The organism is Nitrospirillum guaranorum, assembly GCF_034653275.1.
Classification (GTDB): Bacteria; Pseudomonadota; Alphaproteobacteria; order Azospirillales; family Azospirillaceae; genus Nitrospirillum.
In genome coordinates, this window is record NZ_JAYEES010000004.1 from 1 (window position 1) to 15,744 (window position 15,744).

Sequence of the window (15,744 nt, forward strand, 5' to 3'; positions counted from 1 at the left end):
CTGATCAAGGCCGGCGATACCAGGCCATTCACGATTTTGGACGTGCCCGCGCCTGGCGCCTGACGGCCGCCGAATGGCTATCTCGTCACCGGCCCATGCACCAGGCCGGGCAGGGCCAGCCAGTCCTCCGGACCGTCCAGCGACAGGCCGGGGTTCCAGGACCGGTCGTGGCCGATGGCCGCACCCCAGCGCTCCAGGAAGGCCAGGCGCTCTTGCTCCACCCGTTCCCGCCGGTCCGACGCGTAGGGTTCCAGCGCCGTCAGCACGGCATGGGGCGTCCACAGCGTGGCGTAACCCGCCTGTTCCAGACGCAGGCAAATGTCCACGTCGTTGAAGGCGATGGGGAAGGTGTCGGCGTCGAAGCCGCCTACCGCCTCGAAGCAACTGCGACGGATGGCCATGCAGGCGCTGGCCACGGCGCTGACCCGGTGGGCGCACAGGCCGATGCCCAGGTCGCCCACGGTGTCGCCCGGCCGGCCGGCGAAGCGCGACCCGGCCAGACGGGCGGCACCCGGGCCGTTGCCCAGGCCCAGCACGATGCCGCCGTGCATGATGGTGCCGTTGGTCGACAGCACCTTGGGGCCCACGGCGCCGATGTCGGGACGCAGGGCCTGCGACACCAGCTCGCGCAGCCATTCGGGGTGCTGCGGTTCCATGTCGTCGTTCAGGAACACCAGCACCTCGCCGGCGGCGGCGACGGCGGCGCGGTTCATCATGTCGGCGAAGTTGAAGGGGCCACGATGCTGGATGACCCGGGCGCCCGGGCGGTCGCGCAGCGACTCCAGATAGGCCAGGGCCTCCGGGTCGCGACTCTCATGATCCATGACCAGCAGTTCGAAGGCGGGATAGCGCGTCTCGCCCAGGATGGCCTCGACACAGGGGCGCAGCAGGTCGACCCGGTCGCGGGTGGGCATCAGCAGGCTGACCACGGGCTGGCGGTCCGGCAGGGGCCAGATGACGCGGCGGGCGGTGTGGCCCTCGCCCTTGGGATCCTTCTCCGTCACCGGTTCGGCCACGGCACCCGGATGATAGGTCGCCAGGAAGGACTGCAGGGCCGGCAGGCCGCCCAGGGGCAGGGGCCGGCGGCGGCGCATCAGCACGCGCGGCATGTGGCGCACGTGCTGCCGTCCCGCCAGGTGCGTCGCCTCCAACAGCAGGCGGTACCGATCCAGCCGGCCCGGCTGCTGGCCCACCGCCATGGCCCGGCGCGCCAGGGCGGTGCGCATCAGCAGCAACTGGCCGGGATAGACGCCGCTGGACCCGTACAGCAGGTCGGGGTCGAAGGCGGGCTTCAGCACCGGGCGCAGGGGATGGCCCAGGCGGTCGGTCCATTCCTCATCGGTGTAGAGGATCTGGGTGTCCGGGTTCTGCGCCATGGCCAGCACGCACAGGGCCAGGGCGTGGCGGGGCAGCAGGTCACCCGGTGACAGCAGGGCGACGGTGTCGCCCTCCACCTGACCCAGGGCGGGCAGGCCGGCGCCCCGGCGCTTCACGCGCGGGTCGCGGAAATCCGTGGCGGTGTCGGCCGGCAGCCACAGCTCCCAATTGTCGTGGATCTGGCGGGTCAGGCTGTCGACCGTGCGGCGCACGGCGATGGCCCAGGCGGCCGGCTTCAGGCCGCTGTTCTCCGGCCCCAGCATGATCAGGCTGACGCGCGGCGGGGCGGGCAGGCGGGCCAGGGCCACCGATATCTCGCCGGCCTCGGTGCGGCGGGGGCCGTCGCGGCGCAGGGTCCAGGCGCGGTAGAACGACCGGGGCGCCAGCGACTGCCACAGGCGGCTGGCCACGTCGCCGAACTGGCCATGGGCCACCATGCGGCTCAGCGCCCGGACCAGGGCCATGCCCGTGGGGCCGCGCAAGGGCTTCGTGGGCGGGGGCGGGGCCGCGTCTATGGCCGTGCCGGGCACATGCATGCTGCCGGGGTGCGCGCCCAGGGGCGCCCCTTCAAGGTCATGCGCGGCCACCGCGTCTTGCGATCCCCTTGCCGGGGGGTGGTCCGGGTTCTTCTGATCCACGTGCCGGTTGCCCCGCCTCTTGGAAAACAGCCTCGGTCCCGTCGGACGCCCCAGGCGCCCCGGTCCCCAGAAACAACAAAGCGCCAACCCCGCGCCAGGGTTCAACCCGGCACTGATCGGCGCTCCCCCAACCGGCCGGTCCCCCATCCCATCGGGGCCGCCCATGTCGTTATCAGGCGATTCATGGGGGACAGCCCGGCCCCGGGTCAAGCGGCAATGCGGGGTGCCTCTCTCCGCCACCCGCCACCGCAGAAGGGGTGTCGCCAAGGCCGGGGCCGGCTGCTATCCAAGACGGCCATGGACGTTCCCCCCCTGCCTCCGCCGCCCCGTTTCCCGGCCGTATCGCCGCCCTGGTCGTGGCCTACCGGCCCGACGACGGCCTGGCCGCCTGCCTGGCCGCCGCCGCCGGCGTGGCCGACCGCGTCCACCTGTTCCAGCAGGAGCGGGGGCGGGATGTCGGCGGCGACGCGCGGGTCGACCGCGCGGTGACGGCGACCGGGGCCGTCCTGCTGGCGGACCCAGCCAACATCGGACTGGCGGCGGCGCAGAATCGCCTGGTGGACCAGGCCTTGGCCCAGGGGGCCGACTGGCTGCTGTTCCTGGACCAGGACAGTGTGCCGCGCCCCGGCCTGCGCGCCGCCTATGCCGGCGCCCTGGCGGCCGCGCCGCCCGGCACCGGCCTGCTGGCCGCCCGCAATGTGGAACCGGATGGGGGCCCCGACTCGCCCTGGGTGGTCAGCCCGGATGGCCGGCGCTGCGCGGTGGTGCGCCGACTCGACGACCCGCTATTGCCCGACCTTCTGTTGGCCCCCGCGTCCGGCAGTCTGGTCAGCGCCAGGGCCGCGCGGGCCTGCGGCCCCCTGCGCGATGATTTCTTCATCGACTGGGTGGATGTGGAATACGCCCTGCGCCTGCGCCGCGCCGGCTTCCGCCTGGTGGCGGTGCGCGACGCCCTGGTGGACCACAGGCTGGGCGCCGTCACCCACGTCCAGGCGGGCGGTCGGGCAGTGGCGGTCACCCATCACGCCGCCCGCCGCCGCTGGTTCCAGGCGCGTAACGCGCTGTGGACCTGGCGGCTGCACCGGCGGGCGGTGCCGGCGCTGACCGGTTGGACCCTGCGCATCCTGGCCTCCACCGCCGTCAAGATCGCGGTGATGGAGCAAGGACGCCTGCCCAAGCTGGCGGCCTTCGCCGGCGGGCTGTGGCAGGGGTTGACGCGGCGTCCGCACCCCTAAAGCCGGGCTTGCCGCCGGGGGGGCCGCGCCGTATCAGTCGTGTTTCAGGCGCTGAGAGTTTCCTTCGCATGACCACCGACTGGACCCGGGGCTACGCCTCCGACATCGACTATACCCGGGGCTGGTACCGGGAGCTGTCGCCCCTGTGGCTGGACACCGCCCTGGTGCTGGCGGGCGTGGCGCCGCCCCAACCGGGCGAACGTGGCCCGGTGTGGCTGGAGCTGGGCTGCGGCCACGGCCTCTCGGCCCTGGCGTTGGCGGCGGCGCGGCCGGACATGACGGTCATCGCCGTCGACTTCAACCCCACCCACATCCATGGCGCCCAGCGCCTGGCCCAGGCCGCCGGCCTTGCCAACATCCGCCTGATCGAGGCCGACTTCGCCGAGCTGGTGGCCGATGGGGCCGGTGACGCCGCCGGCCACCTGCCGCCCCTGGACTACGTCGTCCTGCACGGCGTCTACACCTGGGTGGGGGATGAGAGCCGGGGGCATATCGCCCGCCTCATCGCCCGGCGGCTGAAGCCCGGCGGGGCGGCCTATCTCAGCTATAACTGCCTGCCGGGCTGGGCGGCGGCCATGCCGGTGCAGTTCCTGCTGAACGCCTACGGCCAGGCGCTGCCCGGCCCCAAGGCCGCCGCCGGCGACCAGGCGCGCGACCTGCTGCTGCACCTGCTGAACCAGGGGGCGGGATATTTCAGCGGCAACGCGGCCGCCAGCGCCCGGGCGGACCGGCTGCGCGGCGCCACGGCGCCTTATCTGGTGCACGAATACATGCACAGCGGCTGGCGGCCAGCCTACCATGCCCAGGTGGCCGATGACCTGGCGGCCGCCAAGCTCAGCTACGCCGGCAGCGCCGCCTGGGTCGAGAACTTCCCCGACCTGATGATGACCCGGGCGCAGCAGGACATGGCGGCGGCGGCCCCCACCCGGGCCCTGGCCGAGACGGTGAAGGACTACGTCACCAACCAGCCGCTGCGCCGCGACATCTTCGTGCGCGGCCCGCTGGCGCTGGACGCGCGCCAGCGCGTGGCCCGCCTGGGCGCCCTGCGCCTGGTGGCCCTGGGCGAACCGGGCGCCGCCCTGCCGGACTTCACCCTGCCCTTGGGCCCGCCGGATCCGGAGGTCTCACGCCTGTTCCACCCCGTGCTGGCGGTGCTGGCCGGCGGGCCCGCCACCCTGGCGGACCTGGTGGAGCATCTGGCCCGCACGGTGGCGGACTGGGGCCCCGACAGCGCCGGCTGGCTGTTGCGGGCCCTGGCCATCCTGGTGGCGGGCGACGTGCTGGCCCCCTGTCTGGCCGACGCCCAGATCCAGGCGGCCTTGCCCGGCGTGCGGCGGCTGAACCAGGCCTTGCTGGCCGACAGCCTGATGGCCGGCGGCACGCCGGACCCCGAAACCCGCCTGCCGGAACGCCTGGCCTCCGCCGTCACCGGCGGCGGCGTCATGGCCTCGGTGGAGGAGATGGGCGCCCTGGCCGCCCATTGGGCGGGCGAAATGGTCATGCCCCCCGACGCCCTGTCCCGCCTGGCGCGCCTGGGTGTGCTGTGACGGCAACGACATGCCGCTTTGACGCCCAGGCGGCGGGGGCTTAAGCTCCGCCGCCTTGCCCCGTTGCCCCAAGACACGCCATCCATGACCCACCATCCTCTCCCCCCGCCCTTCACCACCATGCGGGGCCATTGATGCTGGCGAAACTGGTGGTCCTGGTCGGACTGGTCGTCCTGGTGTGGAAGGCCTATCAGTGGGGCGCCCTGGCCCAGCGGCGCAAGATGGCCGGTGGGGCGCCCGCGCCCCGCGCGTCCGGTGGCGCCGCCACCCCCCGGGCGCCGGAACCCGCCGCCGAGGATTTGCACGCCTGCGCCGTCTGCGGCGCCTACGTCGCCCGGGGCTCCACCCCCTGCGGCAAGCCCGAGTGCCCGCAGCGGCGCTGACGGATGTGACCAGCGCCGCCGGATACTTTGCTTACAGCGTCACCACCACCCGGCCGTTGACCGTGCCGGCGCGCAGGCGGTCGAAGATGGTGTTGATGGCGTCCAGCGGCTGGACCTCCACCTCCGCCTTCACCTTGCCCTCGCCGGCGAAGGCCAGGGCCTCGGCCAGGTCGGCGCGGGTGCCGACGATGCTGCCGCGCACGGTGATGCGGTTCAGCACGACGTCGAAGATGGGCAGGCCGAATTCGCCGGGCGGCAGGCCGATCAGGGCCACGGTGCCGTGGCGGCGGCTCATGCCAACGGCCTGGGCGAAGGCGGGGCGGGAAACGGCGGTGACCAGCACGCCGTGGGCGCCGCCGATGTCGCTGTGCAGGCGCTTGGCCGGGTCTTCCTTCAGCGCGTTCACCGTCAGGTCGGCGCCCAGCTTCCGGGCCAGGTCCAGCTTGTCGTCGGCGACGTCGATGGCGGCCACGTGAAGGCCCATGGCCTTGGCGTACTGCACGGCAACATGGCCCAGTCCGCCGATGCCGGAGATGGCGACCCACTGGCCGGGCCGCGCCTCCGTTTCCTTCAGGCCCTTATAGACGGTGACGCCGGCGCACAGGATGGGGGCGATCTCCTCGAACCCTACGCTGTCCGGCAGGTGGCCGACGAAGTTGGGGTCCGCCAGGACATAATCGGCATAGCCGCCGTTGACGGAATAGCCGGTGTTCTGCTGGGCGGTGCACAGCGTCTCCCACCCCGTCAGGCAATGTTCGCAGTGGCCGCAGGCGGTGTAGAGCCAGGGCACGCCCACCCGGTCGCCCTCCTTCACGTTGGTGACGCCGGCGCCCACGGCGGCGACGTAGCCCACGCCCTCGTGGCCGGGAATGAAGGGCGGCTGCGGCTTCACCGGCCAGTCGCCGTCGGCGGCGTGCAGGTCGGTATGGCAGACGCCGCTGGCCTGGATGCGCACCAGGATCTGGCCAGGGCCGACCTCTGGCACCGCGACCTCGCGGATGTCCAGGGGTTTACCCAGGGTGTGGACGACGGCGGCCTTCATGGTCCGGGGCAGAGACATGGGGAACGGTCCTTCCTGTCGGGCGAACGGCGGTGGCCGTTCGTTCGCCGACAGAAGATACCGCCGGGCCGCCCGCGGCCTTGAGATGGGTCAAGGACCGGGCGGATCTTCCCCTTCCGTGACGGCCAGCACCGTTTGGCGCACCTCGGACGGCAGGCGGTCCAGCACGCCGGCCACGCCGCGCAGGGCGGCGCGCAGGCTGTAGACCTGGTCGATCAGCGACAGCACCAGGGGCAGGGTGTCGTCGGCCACGCCCATGTCGTGGCGCAGGTCGCGGATCAAGCCCACGCGGGCCACATCCACGGGGTGGAAGCGCCAGTCGGCCGCGTGTTCCGGCGCCGGGGCGCCATCGGGCCGCACCCAGCCTTGCGTCACCCACCAGTGGATGTCCCGCTCCCCCACGTCGGGGAAGCGGGCGCACACGGCCTCCAGCGTCAACAGGGTCAGCGTGCCCATGGCTCAAGCTCCCTCATGATGCAGGTCGGCCAGGCCGGCGCGCGGATCGGCGTCATGCCGGGGCTTCCAGCCTTCCAGGAAGGCCGCCAGCTCCGGCTCCTCCCCCGGCGGCAACACCACCTTCAGCTCCACCATCTGGTGGCCCTCGCGGATGCCTCGGCCCTTCAGGCGCAGGCGGGTGCCGCTGCTGGAGCGGGGCGGGATGGCCAGCATGACGCTGCCGTGGATGGTGGGCACCTTGACCTTGGCACCCAGCACCGCCTCCTTCAGCGTCACCGGCAGTTCGATGATGATGTCGTCGCCGTCGCGGCGGTACAGCGGGTGGGGCGAGACCGCCACCTCCACGTAGGCGTCGCCGGGGGGGCCGCCGTTCATGCCCGGCCCGCCCTTGCCCGCCAGGCGCAGCGCCTGGCCGTCCTTCAGGCCGGCGGGGATGGTGACGTCCAGCACCTGGCCGTCGGGCAGGGTCAGCCGGCGGGTGCCGCCCCGGGCGGCGGTCAGGAAATCCACCGTCAGGGAATAGTGCGCGTCCTGGCCTTTCAGCGGAAACCCACCGGCGCGAGCGCCCCCGGTGCCGCCGCCCTGGTTGAAGGCGCGACGCAGCAGGCTTTCCAGGTCGTCATGATCGAAGCCGCCGAAGTCCGCGGCGCCGGCGGAATAGCGGCCATGCCCGCTGGCGAAAGGATCCCCCGCGTACTGGCGATAATAACCACCCCCGCCGGCGGGCCCGCGCGCGGTGGTCTCCGCCCCGGTGGCGTCGATCTCCCCCCGGTCGAAGCGGGCGCGCTTGTCCGCGTCGGACAACAGGGCGTAGGCGGCGGCGATCTCCTTGAACTTGGCCTCGGCCTCCGGCTTGCCCGGGTTCAGGTCCGGGTGATGCTTCTTGGCCAGGGCGCGATAGGCGCTGCGGATGGTCTTCTCATCGGCGTCGCGGGCGACGCCCAGCAGGGCATAGGGATCCACCGTAGGCTACCTCATTCCAGGGGAGGGACCAGGGGATGCGATCATGCGGCCGGCCTTGGGGCGACCGGTCGGCGGGCCTCCCGCGGTGGGACGGCCGGCCTCCCCCGCCGGGGGCGGCAACAGGGCTTCCGCCTGGCGCAGCACCGTGGCCGGGGTGGGGCCGGCGTCCAGGATAGCCCAGCGCACGTCGCCGGCGCCCTTGCGCATCTGGCTTAGCAAGACGGGCATATTCGCGTCCGAGGCATCCCGGGCCGCCGCCTGGCCCCGCCGGCTCAACCGGTCCGCCAGCACCGCCTCCGGCGCCCGCAACCACAGGCCGGTGAAACGGACATGGGCTTGCGCCGCCACTTCCGCCGCCAAGGCCCGCTCGGCGGGGTCGGCGAACACCGCGTCCAGGATGACGCTGCGCCCGGCGGCCAGGCAGGCGGCGGCCTGGCTGCGCAGGCGGTCGTAGACGGCGGCGCTGACCGCCGGGCTGTAGGCCTCATGGGTCAGCGCCTGCTCCGGCGCCACGCCGAACAGCTGCTTGCGGATGACGTCGGTGCGCAGCACGCGCGCCCCCGGGGCCGTACCCAGCAGGGGGGCCAGGGCGCGGGCCAGCGTGGACTTGCCCGTGCCGCTGAAGCCGCCCACCGCCACCACGCGCGGCCGGTCGCGACGCAGGAAGTCCAGCGCCAGTTGCAGGTAGCGGTCGGCCTCCACCGCGCCGGCGGTCTTCTGCGTGGGCGTGGTCTGGCGCCGGGCGGCCGCGGCCGTCACCTGCGCCCGCACGGCCGCCCGCACCGACAGGAACAGGGGCAGGGCCGGCAGGCCGCCCAGGGCCTGGCCTTCCCGTCCCGCCATATCCTCCCCCGTCAGGTCCAGGTAGCGGTTCAGCACCAGGCTGGCCAGGTCAACGCGGTCGCGGAAACACAGGTCCATCAGCAGGAACGCCAGGTCGTACAACACGTCCGTGCAGGCCAGGGCGGGGTCGAACTCGATGGCGTCGAAGGGCGTGGGCGTGCCGTCCACCAGGCAGACGTTGCCCAGATGCAGGTCGCCGTGGCAGTCGCGCACCCGGCCCGCGTCGCGCCGGGCGTCCAGCAGGTGCCCCTGCGCCGACAGGGCCGCCTGCACCTTCGTGTTCCAGGCGCGGATGTCGGCGGCCGAAAAGGCGTCACCCGGCTTCAGGTTGGCGCGGGTGATGGCGATGGCCTCGCCCAGGCCCTTGGCCCCACCGCCTTCCGTGCGCCCGGGCTGCGCCCGGTGCAGGCGGGCCAGACGGTCGGCCAGGTCCAGCATCAGTTGCGGCGTCAGCCGGCCCTGCGTCGCCATGCGGTCCAGCAGGGCGTCCTGGTCGAAACGGCGCATGACCAGCAGCCAATCCACCACCTGATCGGGCGGTAGGGGCGGTTCATCCTCCCCCGCCGCCCATTCCGGCCCCAGGGACAGACCGTCGGGCGTCCGCAGGATGGGGCGCAGGCCCAGGTACAGGTTGGGGGCGAAGCGGCGGTTGACCGCCAGCTCCGCCAGGCAGAAGTGCCGCCGCCGTTCCACCGTGGAATAGTCCAGATAGGAATAGCGCACGGCGCGCTTCAGCTTGTAGGCGCGGTCGCCGGCCAGGAAGACGTGGGAAATGTGGGTGTCGATACGCTCCACCCGGCCCCGGGCCCCGAAGGATTCCGGGTGGGCCAGGAAGGCGAGCGTCTCGGTCTGGTCGTCCATGGCGGCAGACTCCCTGATTGCGGAAAGGCGGAACCCGGGCCACGGCGTGCCGCAGGCTCTCTTGGGGAAAAGCATAGGCCCCCCGGCGGTTCCGCCGCCTTGAGCGGGATCAAGCGGCGGCGCGCTCGTTCCATTGCGGAACCCGCGCCGGGGGAATCACACCCGCCCCATTGCGGAACACGCGTGTCACACCCGCGTCAAAACGGGGCGCGCATGCGGGAAACGCGCCGGTCGCCGCCTTGATTTGGGGTTCACCCGCCTTGTAAGGTGCGCCGCAACGCAACAAAGGGCCGGGGAGGAGGGGTTTTCGAACCCCAAAAGTTCCTTTTCCGCCCTTCCAGGGTGAAGACGGTCAGGCAATGGCGGCCTCAGGCGCGGCGAAGCTCAGTTTCCAGGGACTTATCCTGACGCTCCACCAGTTCTGGTCGGAGCAAGGTGCCCTGATCCTCCAGCCTTACGATATGGAGATGGGGGCCGGCACCTTCCATCCTTCCACCACCTTGCGCGCCCTGGGCGCCACGCCGTGGAAGGCCGCCTTCGTGCAGCCCTCGCGCAGGCCCAAGGATGGCCGCTACGGCGAGAACCCCAACCGCCTGCACCAGCATCACCAGTACCAGGTGATCCTGAAGCCCTCGCCGGCCAACGTGCAGGAGATTTACCTGGAAAGCCTGCGCCGCGTGGGCATCGACCCGGCGCAGCACGACATCCGCTTCGTCGAGGACGACTGGGAAAGCCCCACGCTGGGCGCCTGGGGCCTGGGCTGGGAAGTGTGGTGCGACGGCATGGAGGTGACGCAGTTCACCTACTTCCAGCAGGTGGGCGGCATCGAGTGCGAGGTCGTGGCGGCGGAGCTGACCTACGGCCTGGAACGCCTGGCCATGTACATCCAGAACGTCGAGAACGTGTACGACCTGGACTTCAACGGCCAGGGCGTGAAGTACGGCGACGTCTATCACCGCAATGAGCGGGAACAGAGCGCCTATAACTTCGAGGCCGCCGACACCGCCATGCTGCTGCGCCATTTCGAGGACGCGGAGCATGAGTGCGCCGAGCTGCTGAAGCGCGGCCTGGCCTGGCCAGCCTATGAGCAGTGCGTCAAGGCCTCGCACAACTTCAACCTGCTGGACGCGCGCGGCGTGATTTCGGTGGTGGAGCGGCAGAGCTACATCCTGCGCGTCCGCAACCTGGCCAAGGCCTGCTGCGAGGCCTGGGTGGCGGGAGACAAGAAAGTGGACTGGACCCTGCCTGGGCCCGTTTCCGGTAAGGGGGCCTGAGCCATGGCCGAGCTGCTGATCGAGCTGTTTTCCGAGGAAATCCCCGCCCGCATGCAGGTGCGCGCGGCCGATGACCTCAAGCGCCTCGTGACCACCAAGCTGGCCGAGGCCGGTTTGGCGTTCCAGGACGCCATCGCCCATTCCACCCCGCGCCGCCTGACCCTGGCCGTCACTGGACTGCCAGTGCGCGGGCAGGACCAACGCGAAGAGCGCAAGGGGCCTCGTGTCGGTTCTCCCGACGCCGCCGTGCAGGGCTTCCTGCGCGGTGCCGGCCTTACCAGCCTAGACCAGTGCGAACAGCGCGACACTGGTAAAGGAGTTTTCTGGTTTGCAGTAACTGAAAAGTCTGGGGAACTTACTGCAAATGTTGTTCGTGACGCCCTTGATTATGTGCTCTGGAATTTTCCGTGGCCTAAGGTTATGCGCTGGGGTACCGGTGGGCTAAAGTGGGTAAGACCTCTCCATTCTATCTTGGCTGTGTTTGATGGTCAGACCATTCCAGGCGGGTTCGATTTTAGCCATTCTGGTTCCGGCGTTATCAGCACGATTTACGCTGGAGACTTTTCCGAGAATCCAGGCAGTCAAACTTTCAGATTGGGCAACACCACGCGCGGTCACCGCTTCCTGGCGCCCGACGTGCTGACCATCACCGATTTCGCCGACTACCAGCAAAAGCTGGCCGACGCCTTCGTCGTGCTGGATCGTGAGGCGCGCAAGGCCCGCATCCTGGAACAGGCCAACAGGCTGGCCGTCGCCGAGGGCCTTACCCTGCGCGACGACCCCGGCCTGCTGGAGGAAGTGGCCGGCCTGGTGGAATGGCCGGTGGGCCTGATCGGCACCATCGACCAGGCCTTCATGGACGTCCCGGCGGAGGTGCTTACCACCTCCATGCGCACGCACCAGCGCTATTTCGCGCTGGAGACGGCTGATGGCAAGCTGGCGCCGCGCTTCATCCTGATGGCCAACCGCACCACCGAGGACAGTGGCCGGGCCGTGGTGGCCGGCAACGAGCGCGTGCTGCGCGCCCGCCTGTCGGACGCCAAGTTCTTCTGGGACCTGGACCGCAAGGTGCCGCTGGAAGACCAGGCCAAGAAGCTGGCCGACGTCACCTTCCATGCCAAGCTGGGCACCACGGCGGCCAAGGTTCACCGGGTGGAAGGCCTGGCGGCGGTCATCGCGCGGGCCATCCACGCCGACGTGGACGCCACCCGCCGCGCCGCCCGCCTGGCCAAGGCCGACCTGGTGACCGGCCTGGTCGGCGAGTTCCCCGAGGTGCAGGGCGTCGTCGGTCGCTACATCGCCTATGAGCAGGGCGAGAGCGCCGCCGTGGCCGAGGCCATCGCCGACCATTACAAGCCCCTGGGCCCCAGCGACAGCTGCCCCACCGCCCCGGTCTCCGTGGCGGTGGCCCTGGCCGACAAGATCGACATCCTGGTGGCCTTCTTCGGCATCGATGAGAAGCCCACGGGCTCCCGCGATCCCTATGCTTTGCGCCGCGCCGCCCTGGGCGTCATCCGCCTGGTGGTGGAGAACGGCCTGCGCGTGGATCTCAGCGACCTGTTCCTGGTGGCGCGCGGCCAGCTGGCCCTGGACAACGCCGCCCTGGACGGCGAGTTGCTGGCCTTCTTCGCCGACCGCCTGGTGGTGGCCCTGCGCGAGAAGGGCGTGCGGCACGACCTGATCGCGGCGGCACTCGCGGGCCGGGCGGAGGGCGACCTGGTCCGTCTGCTGGCCCGCGTGGACGCGCTGGCCGGCTTCGTCAACACCGACGACGGCGCCAACCTGCTGGCCGCCTTCCGCCGCGCCGCCAACATCCTGCGCATCGAGGAGAAGAAGGACGGCCACGCCCATGACGGCCTGCCGGACGCCGCCTTGCTGCAGGTGGATGAGGAAAAGGCGCTGGCGGCGGCGCTGGATGCCGCCCGGGCCTCGTCCGAACCGGCGCTGGCCGCCGAGGATTACGTGGGCACCATGGCGGCCCTGGCCTCCCTGCGCGGCCCGGTGGACGCCTTCTTCGACAAGGTGACGGTGAACGCCGACGATCCGGCCCTGCGGGCCAACCGGCTGCGTCTGCTGGCCGGCATCCGTCGCACGCTGAACCATGTGGCGGACTTCTCGGTCATCGAGGGGTGAGTCGCGGGGGCCGGGAAACCGGCCCCCGTTTTCGTTTGGCGCCCGGGACCTTGGGGGCGGTCACAATCTTGGCCCTTCCGTTGGCCGGGAATGTTTGCAAGGCTTTGATTTCAGTACGCGTGACAAACCGGGGCCGGTCTTGGCCGGACCTCGAAAAAACACAAATCGCAGTGAAAAACTTCGGGGAAACTGGCGCGTGGCGGCCCATGAGCGAACCGGCCGCCGCTCCGCCGAACTCATCGGGTGAGGAACCATGAGCGTGTCCAAGTGGGTGTACAGCTTCGGTGATGGCAAGGCCGAGGGCCGGGCCGAGATGAAGAACCTTCTGGGTGGCAAGGGTGCCAACCTGGCGGAGATGAGCAATCTGGGATTGCCCGTGCCGCCCGGTTTCACCATCACCACCGAGGTCTGCACCTGGTTCTACGACAACGGCCGCCAGTATCCGGCCGAGCTGAAGGACCAGGTGGCCGCCGGGCTGAAGGCGGTGGAGGGCATCATCGGCGCCACCTTCGGCGATGCCGGCAATCCGTTGCTGGTTTCCGTCCGCTCCGGCGCCCGCGCCTCCATGCCCGGCATGATGGACACGGTGCTGAACCTGGGCCTGAACGACGTCACCGTCCGGGGCCTGGCCAAGCGCGCCGGCGACGAACGCTTCGCCTATGACAGCTACCGCCGCTTCATCCAGATGTACGGCAATGTCGTCCTGGACGTGGACCACCATCATTTCGAAGAGATCCTGGACAGCCACAAGCGCGACCGGGGCCTGAACTACGACACGGACCTTGACGCCGGCGACTGGCAGGCGGTGATCGAGGGCTACAAGGAGGTGGTGCAGGAGGCCCTGGGCCGCCCCTTCCCGCAGGATGTGCAGGAACAGCTGTGGGGCGCCATCGGCGCCGTCTTCGGCAGCTGGATGAACCAGCGCGCCATCACCTATCGCAAGCTGCACGACATCCCAGCCAGCTGGGGCACGGCTGTGAACGTCCAGGCCATGGTGTTCGGCAACATGGGCGACGACTGCGCCACCGGCGTCGCCTTCACCCGCAACCCGTCCACGGGTGAGAACGCCTTCTACGGCGAATACCTCATCAACGCCCAGGGCGAGGACGTGGTGGCCGGCATCCGCACGCCGCAGCACCTGACCGTCGCCGGCCGCCAGGCCAACGGCTCCGACCTGCCGGCCATGGAAGAGAGCATGCCGGAGGTGTTCCAGCAGCTGGACGCCGTGCGCCTGAAGCTGGAGCGGCACTACCGCGACATGCAGGACATCGAGTTCACGGTGCAGCAGAAGAAGCTGTACATGCTGCAGACCCGCAACGGGAAGCGCACCACTGCCGCGGCGCTGAAGATCGCCGTGGACATGGCGCAGGAGGGTCTGATCGACGAGGCCGAGGCCGTGCGCCGCATCGAGCCCAAGTCCCTGGACCAGCTGCTGCACCCCACCCTGGACCCCAAGGCCGAACGTAAGATCATCGCCAAGGGCCTGCCGGCCAGCCCGGGTGCGGCCTGCGGCAAGGTGGTGTTCTCCGCCGACGAGGCCGAACGCCAGTCTCAGATGGGTGAGGCGGTCATCCTCTGCCGCGTTGAGACCAGCCCGGAAGACATCCACGGCATGCACGCCGCCGCCGGCATCCTGACCACCCGCGGCGGCATGACCAGCCACGCGGCCGTGGTGGCGCGCGGCATGGGCCGGTCCTGCGTGTCGGGCGCGGGTGAGCTGCGCATCGACTACAAGACCGGGGTCATGACCGTGCGGGGCGAGAAGATCGCCGCCGGCGATGTCATCACCATCGACGGCTCGACCGGCGAGGTCATGCTGGGCCACGTGCCCACCATCCAGCCGGAACTGTCCGGCGACTTCGCCACCCTGATGGGCTGGGCCGACCGCTTCCGCCGCATGAAGGTGCGCACCAACGCGGAAACCCCGCTGGACGCCCGCACGGCGGTGAAGTTCGGGGCCGAGGGCATCGGCCTCTGCCGTACCGAGCACATGTTCTTCGACACCGAGCGCATCATCGCCGTGCGCGAGATGATCGTGGCGGAGACCGAGGCCGGCCGCCGCGCCGCCCTGGCCAAGATCGCCCCCATGCAGCGCCAGGATTTCGTTGAGCTGTTCCGCATCATGGCCGGTCTGCCGGTCACCATCCGCCTGTTGGACCCGCCGCTGCACGAGTTCCTGCCCAACAGCGAGGCGGAGATGGACGAGGTGGCCAAGGCCGCCGGCACGGACATCCAGCGGGTGCGCCACCGCGCCCTGCAGCTGCACGAGGCCAACCCCATGCTGGGCCATCGCGGCTGCCGCCTGGGTATCTCCTACCCCGAAATCTATGAGATGCAGGCCCGCGCCATCTTCGAGGCGGCGGTCGAGGTGGGCAAGGCCGGCCAGACCGTGACGCCGGAGATCATGATCCCCCTGGTCGGCACCAAGAAGGAGCTGGACATCCTGAAGGCCGTCATCGACCGGGTGGCTGGCGAGGTGAAGCAATCCTCTGGCGTGCGGATCGACTATCTGGTCGGCACCATGATCGAGCTGCCGCGCGCGGCATTGCGGGCGGCGGAGATCGCCCAGTCGGCGGAGTTCTTCAGCTTCGGCACCAACGACCTGACGCAGACCACCTTCGGCATCAGCCGCGACGACGCGGCCGGCTTCCTGCCCGACTATCAGCGGGCCGGCATCTTCGAGCACGACCCCTTCGTGACCCTGGACACGGAAGGCGTGGGCGAACTGGTGTCCATCGCCGCCGAGCGGGGCCGCAAGACCCGCCCGGAGATCAAGCTGGGCATCTGTGGCGAGCACGGCGGCGACCCGGCCTCCGTCTACTTCTGTGAGAAGGTGGGCCTCAGCTACGTCTCCTGCTCCCCCTACCGGGTGCCCATCGCCCGCCTGGCGGCGGCGCAGGCGGCCCTGATGGGCGAGAAGCCGGCCAGCGAGGCGTAAGCGGCGACTCTCCGCGCCGAGGGTTTGAGGGTAGAG

11 protein-coding genes are annotated in these 15,744 nt (G+C 70.7%); 6 read left to right on the top strand and 5 right to left on the bottom strand.

The window, feature by feature from the left end; all coding sequences use genetic code 11:
* Window positions 1-77 precede the first annotated feature (77 nt).
* Window positions 78-1,964: a glycosyltransferase gene (locus UAJ10_RS21770; protein ID WP_322917363.1), complete on the bottom strand. Its 1,887-nt coding sequence runs from the start codon at window positions 1,962-1,964 to the stop codon at window positions 78-80.
* Between the two features lie 407 nt (window positions 1,965-2,371).
* Here UAJ10_RS21770 and UAJ10_RS21775 point away from each other — a divergent pair, with 407 nt between their 5' ends.
* From UAJ10_RS21775 to UAJ10_RS21785, 3 genes are all read left to right on the top strand, one after another.
* The gene (locus UAJ10_RS21775; RefSeq protein ID WP_322917364.1) at window positions 2,372-3,250 is read left to right on the top strand and encodes a glycosyltransferase family protein; all 879 of its coding nucleotides are present in this window, start codon (window positions 2,372-2,374) and stop codon (window positions 3,248-3,250) included.
* A 68-nt stretch (window positions 3,251-3,318) separates the two neighbouring features.
* Window positions 3,319-4,797, top strand: coding sequence for a class I SAM-dependent methyltransferase (locus tag UAJ10_RS21780; RefSeq protein ID WP_322917365.1), 1,479 nt, complete (start codon window positions 3,319-3,321; stop codon window positions 4,795-4,797).
* A 134-nt stretch (window positions 4,798-4,931) separates the two neighbouring features.
* Window positions 4,932-5,180, top strand: a complete 249-nt coding sequence (locus tag UAJ10_RS21785; RefSeq protein ID WP_322917366.1) for a hypothetical protein — start codon at window positions 4,932-4,934, stop codon at window positions 5,178-5,180.
* A 31-nt stretch (window positions 5,181-5,211) separates the two neighbouring features.
* On the opposite strand, the gene adhP is transcribed toward UAJ10_RS21785, so the two are convergent.
* From adhP to UAJ10_RS21805, 4 genes are all read right to left on the bottom strand, one after another.
* The gene (gene adhP, locus UAJ10_RS21790; RefSeq protein WP_416235397.1) at window positions 5,212-6,240 is read right to left on the bottom strand and encodes an alcohol dehydrogenase AdhP; all 1,029 of its coding nucleotides are present in this window, start codon (window positions 6,238-6,240) and stop codon (window positions 5,212-5,214) included.
* Between the two features lie 90 nt (window positions 6,241-6,330).
* Entirely contained in the window at window positions 6,331-6,696 is a 366-nt protein-coding gene (locus tag UAJ10_RS21795) for a chaperone modulator CbpM (RefSeq protein ID WP_322917367.1), read from the bottom strand.
* A gap of 3 nt (window positions 6,697-6,699) precedes the next feature.
* Entirely contained in the window at window positions 6,700-7,659 is a 960-nt protein-coding gene (locus UAJ10_RS21800) for a DnaJ C-terminal domain-containing protein (RefSeq protein ID WP_322917368.1), read from the bottom strand.
* Window positions 7,660-7,665: 6 nt separating this feature from the next.
* Window positions 7,666-9,363, bottom strand: coding sequence for a bifunctional aminoglycoside phosphotransferase/ATP-binding protein (locus UAJ10_RS21805; protein WP_322917369.1), 1,698 nt, complete (start codon window positions 9,361-9,363; stop codon window positions 7,666-7,668).
* Window positions 9,364-9,722: 359 nt separating this feature from the next.
* Between UAJ10_RS21805 and UAJ10_RS21810 the strand changes: the two genes are divergently transcribed.
* From UAJ10_RS21810 to ppdK, 3 genes are all read left to right on the top strand, one after another.
* Window positions 9,723-10,637, top strand: coding sequence for a glycine--tRNA ligase subunit alpha (locus tag UAJ10_RS21810; RefSeq protein ID WP_322917370.1), 915 nt, complete (start codon window positions 9,723-9,725; stop codon window positions 10,635-10,637).
* A gap of 3 nt (window positions 10,638-10,640) precedes the next feature.
* Window positions 10,641-12,770, top strand: coding sequence for a glycine--tRNA ligase subunit beta (gene glyS, locus UAJ10_RS21815; RefSeq protein ID WP_322917371.1), 2,130 nt, complete (start codon window positions 10,641-10,643; stop codon window positions 12,768-12,770).
* 253 nt (window positions 12,771-13,023) lie between these two features.
* Window positions 13,024-15,708 (top strand): pyruvate, phosphate dikinase, encoded by a 2,685-nt coding sequence (ppdK, locus tag UAJ10_RS21820; protein WP_322917372.1) that lies wholly within the window; start codon window positions 13,024-13,026, stop codon window positions 15,706-15,708.
* Window positions 15,709-15,744: the final 36 nt, after the last annotated feature.